The following is a 15,613-nucleotide window of genomic DNA, read 5'->3' on the forward strand; positions in this document are numbered from 1 at the left end:
ATCCCCTAAAGTTTCTGTAATAGCTTGAGCCATAGACCGAAGGTGTTTATTAAGATCCATAAAATTATCCTCCTTTAGAAATTTCATCTAAAAGAGTAACGTTTATAAGGGAGTTACGAAATTGTAGAGCTTAGCTTGACGGGTATGGGGAAATGGCGAGACTCCCATGGGAGAAGGGACTAGGTGAGATCCCGCAGGGAGTGAAACGAGCGAGGAAGCTCACCGTTCCCCCATAGGAAAGCGAGTTATTTCCCCACCAACCCTCATCCCCATTTTAGTAACGGACCCATTTATCTCGAAATCGAGTCTTCTAGTAACGGGAGCTTAACTGTAAGATCAGCTTCGCTGCTTTTGTTAAATTACGCAACCTTTACTGTCGCTTTCAGGTAAAAAAACAGGCTGCCGCTGATTTGCGACAACCTGTCCGCTTTTACTGGTCGAATGTTTTCATTAATGTAGCCATTTCAATGGCTCCGGTCGCGGCTTCCCAGCCTTTGTTGCCTGCTTTAGTCCCCGCACGCTCAATAGCTTGTTCGATCGTATCGGTCGTAATAACCCCAAAGATGACAGGAATTCCGCTTTGCTGAGACGCCTGTGAAACTCCCTTAGCAGCTTCTCCACATACGTAATCAAAATGAGGAGTAGATCCTCGAATAACGGCACCGAGAGTAATCACGGCATCATAGTTTCCGGTTTTCGCCATTTTAGAAGCTACAAGCGGAATCTCAAATGCTCCCGGGACATGAGCTGTTTCCACGCCGTTCATATCCACTCCATGACGTTTAAGAGCATCTAAAGCTCCCTCGTACAGCTTACTGGTGATAAAATCATTGAACCTTCCTACTACAATACCAACTCTCAAACCAGTTCCTACTAAATTTCCTTCGTACGTCTTCACCATTTTATACCGCTCCTTTTTATAAATGAAACATGTGCCCCATTTTAGACTGTTTGGTTTTTAAATAAAGTTCATTTTCCTTCCGAGATTTCATCTGAATAGGTACACGTTCTACTACTTCAAGATTATAGCCTCGAAGTCCAGAAATCTTTTTGGGATTATTAGTAAGCAGATTAAGTTTCGAGATACCCAAGTCTCTTAAGATTTGAGCTCCGACTCCATAGTCACGCAAATCAGGTCCAAATCCCAGTTTCTCGTTAGCCTCTACTGTATCAAGTCCCTGCTCCTGAAGCTTATACGCTCGCAGCTTATTCACAAGACCAATACCTCTGCCTTCCTGACGCATATATAACAAGACGCCGCTTCCATTCTCAGAAATCTGTCTTAATGCATTGTGAAGCTGCGGACCGCAGTCACAACGGTAAGAACCAAATACGTCGCCCGTCAGACATTCAGAATGCACACGAACCAACGTTGGTTTCTCAGGGTCGATTTCTCCTTTGACTAAAGCAATATGTTCTTTGTAGTCAATATCATTCGTGTAGGCAATCGCCCTGAAATCCCCATACTCTGTCGGTAAAGCGACTTCTACTTCTTTATTCACATGGTTTTCGATACGGTACCGATATTGAATCAAATCGGCAATCGTAATCATTGGAATATCAAATTCATCGGCCATTTCACGCAGATCAGGTACTCTCGCCATCGTACCATCATCTTTAATAATTTCACAGATAACTCCAGCAGGCCGCGCTCCTGAAAGCTCCGCTAAATCTACGGAAGCTTCCGTGTGACCGGCACGACGCAGAACGCCCCCTTCTTTAGCAATCAGAGGGAAAATATGACCGGGTTTTTGAAAATCTGCGGCTGTCGCTTGAGGGTTCAGCATTTCCCTGATAGTAAGTGCCCGCTCATCAGCCGAGATGCCGGTTGTCGTATCCTTATGATCAATACTCACGGTAAAAGCCGTCTGATTGGGATCCGAATTTTGATCGACCATCGGCATTAGTTCTAGATGATCGGCTAATCCACCTGTGATCGGTGCGCATACCAGTCCGCGACCGTGCTTGATCATAAAGTTGATCATCTCCGTACTTGCGTATTCCGCAATTCCAACAAGATCCCCTTCGTTTTCACGATCCTCGTCATCACAAACGATAACCAGTTTACCCTGCTTCAATCTTTCTATGGCTTTTTCTATTGTATCAAACATTTTTTCACCTTCTTTTCTAGGCAAAGCCGTTATCAGACAAAAACTGTTTGGTCATTGTCGATTTCGGCTGCTCTGAATGATCGCCCCTTAAAAAGTGGGCGACATACTTACCAATCATGTCACATTCTATATTCACACGGTCTCCGGTTTCTTTCTTCCCTAATACGGTATGCTCCATCGTATGAGGAATAAGAGAAATCGTCACACGGTTGTCTTCCACTCCAAATACGGTTAAAGACGTACCATCTACAGCAATTGAACCTTTATAAACAAAATAATAAATAAGGTCTTCTGACATTTCAATTTCATAATAAACCGCGTTTGATTCAGGTTTCTTTGAAACAATGGTCCCCGTTCCGTCAATATGACCGGATACAAGATGACCACCGAACCTGCCCCCGGCAGCCATGGCCCGCTCCAGGTTCACGGCGCTGCCCTGTTTTAATTCATTTAGATTAGTAGCTCTATACGTTTCCGGCATAATATCAAATTCTACGGAACGGTCTGTATAGCTGGTTACGGTTAAGCACACGCCATTAATGGAGATGCTGTCTCCTAAATTCACATCAGACAGAACTTTTTCTGCTGAAATACTAAGTTCTAGAGCTTCCGTCTTGCTTTTAATGGATTTTAGTGAACCGATCTCTTCAATAATCCCTGTAAACATGATTCTCTCTCCTTCGTGCAGAAACAATTTTTATATCCTCACCAATTTGGTCATGAGATACGACCTGATATTCAGGTGCACTCTTCAATTCGCTGATCCCTTTCCCCGATACTGGTGTAGAAGCATCTTTTCCTCCGATCAGTTTAGGGGCCATGTAGGTGATTATTTCTTCAACTTTTCCAGCTCGGACAAAAGCATCCGCAATGGTTCCTCCACCTTCTACCAGGAGAGAAGTCACTTTCTGTTCCCCTAAATACTGAAGCGCCTGGTGCACGTCTACCTGCTCACCTTCCTGCTGAATCACTATGACATGGTTAAAGGCTTGCAGTTCCTGCACCGCTTCTTTGGACGCCTGCTTACCAGTGAAAATCCAGGTCGGCGCTTCTTCATTTTGAACAAGATAGGAGGATCTCGGAGTTCTTAGCTTAGAATCGAAGACCACTCGGATGGGGTTTCTCCCTTTACCTTCTATTCTCGTAGTCAATTTGGGGTTATCCGAAAGTACGGTCTGTATCCCTACTAGAATAGCATCTGATAAATGGCGATAGGTATGACCATCCTCTCGTGCTTCTTCCCCCGTGATCCATTGACTCTCTCCTGTATGGGTCGCTATTTTCCCATCTAAGCTCATCGCCGTTTTTAAACGGACATAAGGCTCACCAGTTTGGATAAAATGAAAAAAGTCCAGATTAAGCTGGTCTGCTTCTTCTTTTAAAACGTCGGTTCTAACTTCAATTCCAGCTTCCCGCATCATATTTATACCTTTTCCCGATACCTCGGGGTTGGGGTCATGTGATGCTATAACCACCCGCTTAATCCCCGCATCGATAATCGCTTTTGCACAAGGAGGGGTCTTACCGTAGTGGCTGCAAGGCTCAAGCGTCACATAGATTTCTGCACCCTCCGCTTTTTCTCCGGCCATCTTAAGAGCGTGAACCTCGGCATGAGATTCCCCTGCCTTCACATGTACGCCGAGCCCCACCAATTCATTATCTTTGATAACAACGGCTCCTACAGATGGATTCGGGCTGGTCTGACCAACTGTTTCGCTCGCCATCTGGATCGCTGTCTTCATATATCGTTCATCACGGCTCATATTCCGCCTCCTTACGATGAATAAAAAAATAAACCCTGAAGAAGACATACTTCCCCAGGGTTTGTTATTACTTGTGATTTACGTACACCAAATAAACGGTACGAGTTTATCTCCCAGTACCTTGGCGTGCTCCACATCCTTCTCCCATCCAGACTGTAACTGTCGGCTTTGGTTTCTCACCAAATCAGGAGGAAGAGTGCTTTACACTTCTTCCCCGTCGCGGGCTTAGAACGATCGTTCATCACCGCCGGCTGGGATTTTCACCCGACCCCGAAGGACTCTGTATTCTGTTGTATTACTATAAATATATATGAAATGACACGATCTCGCAATTCTTTAGGTTTATTTTTGGATCCTCATTCATTTAATCATCAATGGAACCTGCATTTCATTTGAGTGATTATAGTCTTTCTCCCTATTCCTCAGTATGTTAATCATTCATATGTGAATAATAAAAGAAAATGGGAGGTTAGACACGATGCCATATATAGAGACAGATTCTTCATTCCATATGTACTATACATCTTCAGGAGCCGGGATGCCGATCGTATTTATTCACCCACCCCACATGGGTCATCATGTATTTAAATACCAGGATAGCCTGTCTAATCAATTCAGAGTTATTACCTACGATATCAGAGGGCATGGAAACAGCGGAAAAAATGAGGAGTCCCCAACGATTCCACAGTTTGCTAATGACTTACAGCTACTCCTAGATCATTTAGGTATTGAACAAGCCGTTATCGTAGGATATTCTGCCGGCAGTTCTATTGCTCAAGAGTTTGCACTCAATTGCCCTGGTAGAATTAAGGCCCTTGTGCTTTCAGGAGGATTCCCAGAAGTGAGCACCTTTCTTTTAAGAATGCAGTACTATATAGGATTAGCATTATTAAAAAGTGGAAATAACAAATTTCTATGTAAACACCTGGCTAAATCTCATCAAGTTCAAGAAAAAGATCGAACCTTACTTTATGAAGAATGTATAAAGGCAGATATACAAACGGCTCTAAGTTATTACGAAAATAGCATGAAATATAATTGCACAAACCTATTGAATCTTATGGATTTCCCTGTCCTTACATTATATGGACAATTCAGTCATATTCGACCTTATTTAAAAATATATCAACAACACTTACCGCACGTGAAAAGCGTCTTGATCAGCAGAGCATTTCACCAATTGCCCATCAGAAGTTATTCTTCCTTTAATCATGCCCTATCCACGTTTATCCATGAGATGAAAATTTAGCAGATGACCTTCCTCACATTCTTCTTTAAGAGTGAGAGCCTTAACCCTGCTAAATTAATCACTTCTACATAAGGATAATAACAAACAACTATCAAATTAGAACCATCTCTTTTGAAACAAACTTTAAAAAAGAGGGGAATCTAAAAAGACCCCCTCTTTAGTTGTGTAAACAATGATTATAAAAAAATAGGAATGTATTGCTCCTGTAATAAATCAATCCTTATTTTTGCACTTCCTTGGAAAGATCGTTTACGAGCGTCATGTTTATCGTTACCATCCGTGTACCAAACAAAATAAATAGTTTGTATTTGATCTTTGATGGGACTCACATAATCTTGATAGTATTCATAGTGAGTGGACGCGTTCCCCTTATTTGAAATAAAAGAGTACGATTCTCTTTCCGTTTTGGAAAGTATAGGTGGTTTCAGCCAGCTTACGTTCACCACTTTTTCCCAGGCAGTTGGATGTTTTGTAATCTGGATAGTACGTTTATGAGGATCACTTACATAATGAATATCAACCTCAAGTACCCCGCTTATAAACGCCGTAGATGAGTGTGGAAGTACATGGGTTTTCACAGATTGAAGCTTACAGTCTAAGTTTAATACCTCAAAGATGTCATCTGCCAGGTTCAAAGATTCTAATACTTGGATGTCAAGGTCCAACTGGGTCAGCACTACAGGCATCTTGACTAGAAGAAGTTGTTTTTCTTCTAGAACAGTTGAATCACCCTGTTCAATCGTCTCTTCGTTTTCTTCTAATGTGACTTCATGCTGACAGCATTCTGGTAAAGCCGGCATTTCTTTTTGTTTTGTAGTCAGAAAGGGAGGGCAGAACTCGCGCTCAAGAATATCTGAAAACCTATTTGATAGCGGGAAGACATCCTTTAAATAAATGACAGGATCCTTCTCATATTCACCGGAGGAAAATAAAAGTTCCTGGTCTTGGTTGAAAGAGGATTCTAAATCAGCTCCGTCAATTCCATCCAAAATCTCTGATGAAGATTCGTTTAACATGGAAGAAATTTCTTTATAGATTGCCGGCTCACTTATATGAGATGGGTTACCGTCCAGATCTGGGTCTTCCTCATGAGGTATTTCCGAAGACTCTTGAGAAAACATATCTGACTGACTGCTTTCCATTTGAGCTACATAGTGTTTTTTAAAATTATCGTATTCATTGGAGGACTCGTTTTCAATCGATGAAACAATATCTTTTAACATAGAGTAATCTTCTCCAAAGAATGGTTCATGCTGGGCATGGCTCTCGTGTGACTGACCTACTTCCATTGACGATGACTCGCCTAACATCGAAATAAACTCTTTTAAGAGAGACTCGTTTTTATCATGATTATCAACAGATTTCCCTTCTACTGAATCCATCTTCCCCCTCCAGCCAAACTCATTTTCATTTGAACGTGCAGCTAGATCTTCTTGCATAGGAGGCGCGGTTTCATGAACATTCATTCCTGTAGTTTTTTTTAGGTTGTTGAAATATTCTCTTCTGTTGGAGGAAAGACGCTTTCTCATTTCAGAAGCACTGTCTGCTTTTTTCTTTTTACTTTTAGCCTTTAGTTCAGGCACCTTTTCATGCTCAGAATCTTCCTTTAATTCTTGGTCAAATACTTCCGGCGGCGAAGAAATAACTGGATGGAGTTCTTCTGCTTTCTTTTGAGGAGAATAGATTCTGTTCCTTTTTGAGAGATTCCTTGCTTGCTGCTTTTTCTCTTCAGGGTGGAGCTCATCATATGCTTCCGTAAGATCACCCTCAAAAATCTCACTTGATGAAGTTGTAAGTTTTCTTCTTGTAAGGTGAGGGTTTCTCCATTGCTTTTGAATGAACGTGTTTTTATCCCTTTTCATATACCCTTGAAAGGTGCTTTATTAAAAGCATCCTTTCCAGCCCTCCTTTCTTTAAACTTCGGAGAAATGAGTTCAGCAAGGATCATTCGTAGTGGAAGCGACACGTATTTGCTGGTCTTGCAGGACTTTCAAGCGTACATCCAATACCATTTTTTCTTCTACTTTGGTGAAGCACCCTTCGTAAAAAGAAGCTGGATCATGAAGAGGCAGGCGATCCAGCGCTTCATCCCATTCAATAATCTTACTGGATACTAGTTCACAATACGCAAGCTCATTGTAGAATTGAGAGCTCTCCTGGTGAAATTGGGAGATGTCACTGGATAACAACTGATCTTTTTCAGGGTAGCCTGAAGGTAATGACTTCGATATTCCAAAGTCAAACTCTTGGCGATCATTCAGCTTAGGCAAAACTGGCATCGACAGGAAATCCTTGATTTCTGTTACACAGTCAAACGGAATATCTACCGTGTACGAATGTAAATCAGAAGCGACTGATTGATGTGTACTATGCTCAATCTCATGACAAGGACTGGCGTATTGAATGTTTTTTCGGACAAAACCTTTAACAAATAACTTATGAGTGGGAAGCAATAATCGGCATTGAGTAAGAATGACGCGTTTCTTAATATCTTTGATCTCCAGTACTGGTTCTGGAAAAGTAATGGTTTCATTTATATTGATTTGTAAATCGAGTTCTGCCAGAACCACGGGAACCTTGGTGAAAACCTTTCCAATACTGACGCTTGGTGTAACGGATTCGTTTTTACAAGCGTTGATAGTGGAAGACCCCTTACAATCATAATGATGTGAATCCTTGTGTAAATTTTTGTGTGTATCAGTCATTTGATTTCCTCCTCAAAAATTATAGTACATCGTATGTGGGCCAGATCACTATGTTTGGGCGAAAGTCTGAATTCTGATTTGGTGTATAGGCTATAGCCCTTGAATCGCAAGGAAATTATTTGGAGAGATTTTTTTATTATACTTGTCCATCATTACTCCGAGATGAATGACCCAGCGCCGCGTTAACGGCCCATATGTTCAAAGCTTACTGCTGGATTAAAATCAGGATTAATAAAAAAACAACCATCCTTATCAAGTCTAAGGACGGTTGTTTTTGACTTAACCAGCTGTAATGCGAACTTGTTGTTCCTGTAAAACGCTCACTGTAAAAGTAACCATCATTTTTTCAACTACGTGATGGAAGTGTCCTTCCTCTACAGGGCTGTGATCATAGTCGTAATGATAAGATTGTCTGTCTGTAGCTTCATCCCATTCAATTATTTCGTGTGACAATAATTCACAATACGGAAGAGCATTGTATGCAGCTGTACTTGTTTGATGGAACTGGGAGATATCACTAGATAGAAACTGATCTTTTTCAGGGTAGCCTTTTCCAAGGTCCTGAGATCTGAAAAAGTCGAACTCGCTTCGCGTATTCGTAACAGGCAATTGAACAGGTGATTCAAGAAGTACACTCGTCATACACTCAAATGGAACTTTTACCGTTAATGATTTCAATTTTGAAGACACGCATTTTCCTGCTTTATTGTAACAAGGGGTGGCATACTGAATGTTTTTGCGTACATACCCTTTAATGAATAATGGGAAAGGCCCACTGGCGAATTGATCATCTCCCCCGGTGGATGTACGAGTCATAAGACGGCACTGAAGAATAACAACTCTTTTCTTAATGTCTTTAATCTCTGAAACCGGATATGGAAACTTAATGTTAGCTACCATGTTCGTAGTGACATTGAAATCTCCTAAATTCACAGGAATTCTAACTAAACGCGTACCTGCAGGTGTGACAGGTGTGTCCGTGCCCTCATTCATACATTGTTCAATAGAGGCGGACGTATTAAGGTCCACACAATTGTGGTGGTGATGTTCTTTGTTACTCACTTTTTTTCCTCCTTTAATTTTTACCTCACTGTATTCTATGCAGTTCAACCTACTAAGCATAGTTAGATGAATCAGTCTATTAGCGGAATTTAGTAGGAAATGATAGAAATAGAAAACCATCTGCAGTCTTTGATTTTTTTAAGAAGTTTCGGTTGTACGCGCACCCTTCCCCGCCCAATTAGCATAGGCTAGCCCATCGGGAGGTCGATTAAATGACGAGAAATAATATCTTTGCGGTTGATTTAGGAAACAGCTGGTATAAGGTTATGGCTTCAGATGATGGAGAGTTGGTGGAATATCAATTACCTAATGCACTTGCATTGTTTGATGAAGAATTTTACGAAAAGCCCTACGAGGAAGAAGATGTAGACTTTGAGGAAAATTTAATCGTAGAAATTAAAAGCTCTGCCGTCGTGGACAGACGCGAAATTTACTACATCGGCAAATCAGCCATGAAACAGCGCAACGTCAGTCTCACTTCGTTTAATAACCAAAAAATTGATGAAGATCGCACTTATATTCTTTTACATTCAATAGCCGCTTATCATGCCCTGATCTCTCATCCATCTAAAGGGGAAATTAATTACCACATTGACCAATTAGCTGTTTCGCTTCCAACCACACAGTATAAGGAGAAAAAAGATGTATTCAAGGAACGCTTAAAGGGTGTTCATACGGTCATATTCCATAAAGTGCCCGGGATGCTTGAGCCGAAAGAAGTAGTTGTAAAAGTGCATATTGAAGATGTCATTGTAGGTGCTGAAGGGGCCCTTGCGTACCTGAGCTTGACACGTGACCCTCATTCTTTAAAGGTTACCAATGAATCGCTTGCTAAAGAATCCCAAAAAGGAATTATTATCGGAGATTTAGGCGGGGATTCCGTTGACTTTGTAGGGATTAAGAATAGTAAGCCTGTCGCATCTGTGGAAGGCGAACAGTTTGGGATTAATCAATTTCTTGATAACATCATCCAAAAAGTCAGTAAAAATGAACTCTACAAATTCAATTCACGATCAGAGCTTGAAGAGAAATTAGCGGCGGGACAGTCGGAATGGTATGTAGAGCCTTTTGCGGGTGTTAAAAAAGATATAAGTAAATATATTATTCCACAGCTCAAATCTATGGCTATCAAATATTTGGAACATTTTGACCGGGTGCGAAGCAATTCAAACGAAATCAATGGAGCGGTAAGATATATTGCTGTAGGAGGAGCAGCTGACATTGCTCAAAGACAAATTAAAGAAGCTGCTGTTAAATGGAGCGAGCGAGGACGCCCGATTGACTTATTATTCCCGGAAGACATGGTTAAATTAAACGTTCAAGGATTGATGATCCTTGCAAAAATGAGTCTGCTCAGTAAGGAAAAGGAATATGCGATCGCTAAAAAATAGAGGGTGAAAAAATGTCACGAATATACAGAGATTATTTTAATCAAACTGTTCTAACTATTCCTGACAGCTTTATTGATGTTAAAACAGGAGAAAAACGCCTGGTTGCTCCTCCTATCATTGAACAACTTGAGTACCATTCCAGGAATAATACACTCCAACACTTTATCATTTCAGCCCTTACCAGCTACTTAATTGCATCCCCTAATCACCAGGGCCATGCGGATGAAGTATTGCAGGAATTATTAGAAATAAAAAGAATGCTTCAAGTTGGAAATGGTGGAAATCATAACATGGATAAGACCTCTGTCGGGAATAAATTCTTTTCATCAGGTGAAGTAGGATCAAAGGAAATTGAAGATGTTTTAGAAGCATTCGGAGGATAAACATTTATGTAAGAAGGTAGTCTAACAAGGATTACCTTCTTCTATGTTTTTTACAACCATTATTTAGTGACGTAAATGAATGGCTGGCAGGCAAGTGATCGAACAGAAGCATGACAAATCAACCGTAATGCAAATACCAGTTCCTATTAAGTCATCCAACTCTTTATGATCAATCTGACCGCAAGCAGAATGATCACCTTTACTATGGCATTTGTCCGTATGATCCTTGGAATACTTTAAATCTGATTTGAATACGAGTAATTCGAGAACCGCACACTCTTTTTCGATGTCTTTAACCTTGAAAAGAAAAGAGTTTACACATTTGAACTTTGTTTTCTTCGAGTGACAGTGATAGGTGGTAACCCCTGTGCCTTTATAAGGTTCACATCCGCAATATAAAATAAATGGAATTGTATTTTTCTTTACTTTCTTCTCTTCTCCAAGCAAATCTGCTATAGACTGTCTACAGGATGTGTGACAGCTATTATCTTTATCTGCTTTCTTCTGAGCGGCTAGTATAGCTTCCAATACGTCTGCCACACAGTTTTCATAGTGCTTTCCCTTTTTTTTATCTTCTTTTTTGTGATAGCCGCAATCTTTTTTATGATCGTCCTTCCAGTCCTGGTCATAGCTTTCATAATCATAATCTTTAAAATACATAATTATATCCTCACTCCTTAAAGGTTTAAGGTAGTATACGCTGAACAAACTACTTCGCGTAATAACTACGCCTACCTGGAGTGAAAAAACATCCTCATGGTTCTACAAATAGTGATATAACTTAACTAATTATTGGTTATTTTTAATCAAAAACAATGGATGGAAGGTCCATGGTGTCTATGCATAGTGACCACCGATTTTCTTACTCCGCTCGATCGTGATCCCTCCACTCGTGTAACTGCTGGCTCTAAGGAGAGCCGTAGAGCCATACTCATCACGAATGCGGTCCACCACCTGTGCTAAATCCTTCTTCTTCGGTTCGTTATCAAATAAGCTGAGCTGAACATCCATCCCCTCCCCTAAGTTGGTTAAAGCAACAGATGCTCGCCGGATCTTACTTTCTCCATCATAAAAACGATGAAAAAGTTTCAAACACATATGATACATATCCTCTGTTATATTGGTTGGAGACTGTATGGACATGGACCGGCTGAAACCTCCTCCTGTTTCACTCGAATATCCTATTCCCAGATGAACCGTCCTGCCTTCCTTGTCATCGGTTCTTGCCCTGCGGCAAGCTTCCTCGCATAAATCAAGCAGGCAGGCATAAATTTCCTCTTTTTCATAATCTCTTAATAACGTAATTCCGTGACCGTAAGATTTCTGCTCTGTCTTTACAAAGTTTCCATACACAGGACTCAAGTCAATCCCCCAGGCATGCCAGTACAATTGCTCTCCCATGATGCCGAAATTTTTCTTCAAATACTTTAAGGGGTGGCGCGCTAAGTCCCCGAGCGTCAAAATCCCCATTCGATTTAAATTCTTTGTCATTCTTGATCCAATTCCCCAAACGTCATGAATATCACACGGCCACAGCTTTGCTTCTACGTCTTCGTACCGGCATTCTGCAATTCCGTCTTCTGCCTTTTTTGCATGAATGTCCATAACGACTTTGGCAAGAAATTTGTTATCCCCAATTCCAATCACAGATTCTATGCCGAATTGCTCTCTTATCTCAAATTGAAGCATATGAGCGATTTCATACGGGTTTCCATACAGCTTATTCAAGCCATTAATGGTGACCCATAATTCATCCACCGAGTATACGTGGATAGCCTGCTGAGGCACATAATTCCTGATCATTTTGGTAATTTCCACAGATACTTCCAGGTAATCTCCCATGTGTGCAGGCGCTATAATTAAACTGGGATCGTCAGGCAGTTCAAAATATCTGCTGACGTTACTGATTCCATATCTCCGTTTCAGCGTGGGAGAAGCAGCGAGAACAATACTCCCTCTTCGCGTAGTATCCCCTACCACCGCCAATAACGCTTTCTTAGGATCGAGTCCTCTTTTCATACATTCCACACTTGCGTAAAAACTGCGCATATCAATACAAAGCACATCATTTCGCGGATATCCTTGATAATCCACTCTCACCACTCCATACGAACATTTGTTCTTATTATAAAAAAATATTATCATGATGTAAAGGATTCTAATCCACTATATATTTTAAGCATTTGATGATTTTTTACACCATAAGGAGATGAATAACAAAATAATCAATATGTGAGGAGATGGAAATGAGCGCTTAGGCATCATAGCAGTAAAAGAAGGGTTGTGGTACGTGCTATCTCTCCATCAAACTTTCTCCAGAAGGTAGCAATGAGTTCTTCATCATTAATGATCTATGGTTCACCATGTAATAGCACGAGACAGTTCTTTCGTCTTAAAACCAACCGCTACTAGAATACAGAAGGAAAAAATTCATACTTAATTTGCTGTTGAAACGAACCAACAACAGTTAAAAAGTCCATTCACCAGCTATTGTCAAAGTAAAGAAAATCAGATACTATATAATTACTAAAAAAGGCAAACGATTGCACAATTGGTTACTATTTTTCCATGAAATAATTATTCAATTAAAAATTAAGCAATGTAATAATTAGTAGTGCAAGCGCTTGCACTACTAATTGCTTTAATTACTCATTCTTTATTTTTCATGTACAATAGTTTAAAAGAACCTGTCTTCATAGCAATTAAATCCAGAAGAAATGAGGGATCGATATGGAACGTGTTTGGTGGAAGGAAGCTGTAGGATATCAAGTTTACCCGCGAAGTTTTCAAGACTCAAATGGAGACGGTATTGGTGATATACAAGGAATGGTCGAACGACTCGATTATCTGAAAGATTTAGGAATCGATTTTATTTGGATCTGCCCCATGTACAAATCCCCGAAGGACGACAACGGATACGATATCTCCGATTACAAGGATATTCTCGAAGAATTCGGTACAATGAACGACTTTGACCAGTTATTAAAGGAAGTTCATAAACGGGATATGAAATTAATCATTGATCTCGTACTCAACCATACCAGTGATGAACATCCATGGTTCATTGAGTCACGTAAGTCTAAAAATAACCCTAAACGTGATTGGTATATTTGGCGTGACCCTAAAGACGGGAAAGAACCAAATAACTGGGAAAGTATTTTTGAAGGGTCAGCCTGGGAGTATGATGAAACATCAGGTCAATATTACCTTCATGTGTTTTCCACTAAGCAGCCGGATTTGAATTGGGAGAATGAAGAAGTACGCGAAGAGTTATATGATACGGTGAACTGGTGGCTTGAGAAAGGAATTGATGGATTCCGTATCGATGCGATTAGTCACATTAAAAAACGTCCGGACCTTCCTGATATGCCGAACCCAGAAGGCGAAGAATACGTTTCTTCTTTTGATATGCACATGAACCAGGAAGGGATTCACGAGTTCCTTGAGGAGTTTAAAAATAAGACGTATGCTAACTACGATGTAATGACAGTAGGTGAAGCAAACGGAGTAAGTGCTGAGGAAGCAAATCTCTGGGTCGGTGAAAATGGAAAAATGGATATGGTATTCCAGTTTGAACACTTGGATCTCTGGAATAAAGATGGAGACGACAAGCTTGATGTTGTAGGCTTAAAGAAAGCTTTAACACGATGGCAAAAAGCATTGGAAGATGATGGTTGGAATGCTCTATTCATTGAGAATCACGATAAAGCCCGCGTAGTTTCCACATGGGGAGATGACGAACAGTATTGGAAAGAAAGTGCCACTTCTTTTGGTACGATGTACTTTCTGATGCAGGGTACTCCTTTTATCTATCAGGGACAGGAAATCGGGATGACCAACATCGCCTTCCCTTCTCTTGAAGACTATGACGATGTTGCGGCTAAAAACCTTTATAAAAAGAAGAAAGCTCAGGGAGCTTCTCATAAAGAGATCATGGAGATTCTTTGGAGCACCTCCCGTGACAACAGCCGGACACCGATGCAGTGGAATGACCAGCCCAATGCAGGTTTCACGAGCGGAACTCCCTGGATAAAAATCAATCCTAATTACAAGGAAATTAACGTAAAAGACCAGCTGGGACGATCCGACTCCGTTCTAAACTATTATAAACAAATGGTTTCTCTTAAAAAACAGTATCCCCTTTTCACTTATGGAATCTATGACCTACTGTTAGAAGAAGATACTCAAATTTATGCTTATACGAGAACACTGGAAAATAAATTGGCGCTGATTATTACAAATCTAACCTCAGATGAAGCTGATTTTGAATCAAATTACTCTCTCTCTAGTGATCATTTAATATTATCGAATTACGACACGGAATCCCACGAGGATATAAAGTCGTTTACTCTCCGCCCTTTTGAGGCAAGAGTTTATATCATGAATCAATAAGCAAAGAGAAGGGTGAACGTGACACGTTCACCCTTCTCCTTTAATTTGTTATTCTCTGCCAATTGAGGGTTGTAATTCAAGCGCTACATTTCCTTCAATTGCTCTTGAGATCATACAGCTCTTTTCAGCTTTTTCAACCAGCTTGTTCAACTTATCCATATCTTTATCGGAAGCTTCAGACTTCAAAAGAACACGTGGCTTGTGAATGATTTTATTATATGTGAACACTCCGTCGGTTACGTCCACAATCCCTTCCGAGTCCATGCTCATCTCTTTGAGCGGTAATCCTGCTCTCTCAACCATTGCACCAAGTGTAATAATATAACAAGTCGCCGCAGCGCCTAGCAGCATTTCATCAGGGTTAGTCCCTACATCTGGCCCGTCCATTTCTTTGGGAATGGATATTTGGGTTTTAAGTTTGTCTGCTTCTATCGTGCCTACTTCATTACGACCTCCAGGCCACTCGGCTTTCAAGTGAAAGTGATGCCATGTCACTTTGACCCTCTCCTTTCTGCTGAACACTCTTTTTTAATTATAAAGCTGTTTTAAACGTTATG

Annotated in this window: 14 protein-coding genes and 1 riboswitch; of the genes, 4 read left to right on the forward strand and 10 right to left on the reverse strand. The window is 40.7% G+C overall.

Going from position 1 to position 15,613, the window contains the following annotated elements; all coding sequences use genetic code 11:
• Positions 1-430: 430 nt before the first annotated feature.
• Genes ribH through ribD form a run of 4 tightly spaced genes read right to left on the reverse strand, consistent with a single transcriptional unit; the run spans position 431 to position 3,874 of the window.
• A complete protein-coding gene (ribH, locus tag BMZ06_RS12900; RefSeq protein WP_089752403.1) occupies positions 431-901 on the reverse strand; it encodes a 6,7-dimethyl-8-ribityllumazine synthase in 471 nt (156 codons plus the stop codon).
• A 16-nt stretch (positions 902-917) separates the two neighbouring features.
• Positions 918-2,111, reverse strand: a complete 1,194-nt coding sequence (locus tag BMZ06_RS12905) for a bifunctional 3,4-dihydroxy-2-butanone-4-phosphate synthase/GTP cyclohydrolase II (RefSeq protein WP_089752404.1) — start codon at positions 2,109-2,111, stop codon at positions 918-920.
• A gap of 16 nt (positions 2,112-2,127) precedes the next feature.
• Positions 2,128-2,778 carry a riboflavin synthase gene (gene ribE, locus BMZ06_RS12910; RefSeq protein ID WP_089752405.1) on the reverse strand — a complete coding sequence of 217 codons (651 nt, stop codon included), beginning with the start codon at positions 2,776-2,778 and terminating at the stop codon, positions 2,128-2,130.
• Positions 2,759-3,874 carry a bifunctional diaminohydroxyphosphoribosylaminopyrimidine deaminase/5-amino-6-(5-phosphoribosylamino)uracil reductase RibD gene (ribD, locus tag BMZ06_RS12915; RefSeq protein WP_089752406.1) on the reverse strand — a complete coding sequence of 372 codons (1,116 nt, stop codon included), beginning with the start codon at positions 3,872-3,874 and terminating at the stop codon, positions 2,759-2,761. The genes ribE and ribD overlap by 20 nt, the downstream gene beginning before the upstream one ends.
• Positions 3,875-4,006: 132 nt before the next feature.
• A riboswitch (FMN riboswitch) is annotated at positions 4,007-4,156 on the reverse strand.
• A gap of 196 nt (positions 4,157-4,352) precedes the next feature.
• Here ribD and BMZ06_RS12920 point away from each other — a divergent pair.
• The gene (locus tag BMZ06_RS12920; RefSeq protein WP_089752407.1) at positions 4,353-5,123 is read left to right on the forward strand and encodes an alpha/beta fold hydrolase; all 771 of its coding nucleotides are present in this window, start codon (positions 4,353-4,355) and stop codon (positions 5,121-5,123) included.
• 176 nt (positions 5,124-5,299) lie between these two features.
• Here BMZ06_RS12920 and BMZ06_RS12925 read toward each other — a convergent pair whose 3' ends face one another.
• The 3 genes from BMZ06_RS12925 to BMZ06_RS12935 form a co-directional block, all read right to left on the reverse strand.
• The gene (locus tag BMZ06_RS12925) at positions 5,300-6,985 is read right to left on the reverse strand and encodes a hypothetical protein (RefSeq protein WP_089752408.1); all 1,686 of its coding nucleotides are present in this window, start codon (positions 6,983-6,985) and stop codon (positions 5,300-5,302) included.
• 72 nt (positions 6,986-7,057) lie between these two features.
• The gene (locus BMZ06_RS12930) at positions 7,058-7,828 is read right to left on the reverse strand and encodes a CsxC family protein (protein ID WP_089752409.1); all 771 of its coding nucleotides are present in this window, start codon (positions 7,826-7,828) and stop codon (positions 7,058-7,060) included.
• Positions 7,829-8,107: 279 nt separating this feature from the next.
• Positions 8,108-8,890 (reverse strand): CsxC family protein, encoded by a 783-nt coding sequence (locus BMZ06_RS12935; RefSeq protein ID WP_089752410.1) that lies wholly within the window; start codon positions 8,888-8,890, stop codon positions 8,108-8,110.
• A 212-nt stretch (positions 8,891-9,102) separates the two neighbouring features.
• Between BMZ06_RS12935 and BMZ06_RS12940 the strand changes: the two genes are divergently transcribed.
• Together BMZ06_RS12940 and BMZ06_RS12945 are read left to right on the forward strand one after the other, a co-directional pair.
• The gene (locus BMZ06_RS12940; RefSeq protein ID WP_089752411.1) at positions 9,103-10,281 is read left to right on the forward strand and encodes a ParM/StbA family protein; all 1,179 of its coding nucleotides are present in this window, start codon (positions 9,103-9,105) and stop codon (positions 10,279-10,281) included.
• 11 nt (positions 10,282-10,292) lie between these two features.
• Positions 10,293-10,664, forward strand: a complete 372-nt coding sequence (locus BMZ06_RS12945; RefSeq protein WP_089752412.1) for a hypothetical protein — start codon at positions 10,293-10,295, stop codon at positions 10,662-10,664.
• Between the two features lie 63 nt (positions 10,665-10,727).
• Here BMZ06_RS12945 and BMZ06_RS12950 read toward each other — a convergent pair whose 3' ends face one another.
• Positions 10,728-11,324: a CotY/CotZ family spore coat protein gene (locus tag BMZ06_RS12950; RefSeq protein WP_089752413.1), complete on the reverse strand. Its 597-nt coding sequence runs from the start codon at positions 11,322-11,324 to the stop codon at positions 10,728-10,730.
• Positions 11,325-11,501: 177 nt separating this feature from the next.
• Positions 11,502-12,758, reverse strand: coding sequence for a DNA polymerase IV (locus BMZ06_RS12955; RefSeq protein ID WP_089752414.1), 1,257 nt, complete (start codon positions 12,756-12,758; stop codon positions 11,502-11,504).
• 636 nt (positions 12,759-13,394) lie between these two features.
• Between BMZ06_RS12955 and BMZ06_RS12960 the strand changes: the two genes are divergently transcribed.
• Positions 13,395-15,056, forward strand: a complete 1,662-nt coding sequence (locus BMZ06_RS12960; RefSeq protein ID WP_089752415.1) for an alpha-glucosidase — start codon at positions 13,395-13,397, stop codon at positions 15,054-15,056.
• Positions 15,057-15,104: 48 nt separating this feature from the next.
• Here BMZ06_RS12960 and BMZ06_RS12965 read toward each other — a convergent pair whose 3' ends face one another.
• A complete protein-coding gene (locus BMZ06_RS12965; RefSeq protein WP_089752416.1) occupies positions 15,105-15,551 on the reverse strand; it encodes an OsmC family protein in 447 nt (148 codons plus the stop codon).
• Between the last annotated feature and the right edge of the window lie 62 nt (positions 15,552-15,613).

The sequence above is a fragment of the Halobacillus alkaliphilus genome, assembly GCF_900113125.1.
Classification (GTDB): Bacteria; Bacillota; Bacilli; order Bacillales; family Halobacillaceae; genus Halobacillus; species Halobacillus alkaliphilus.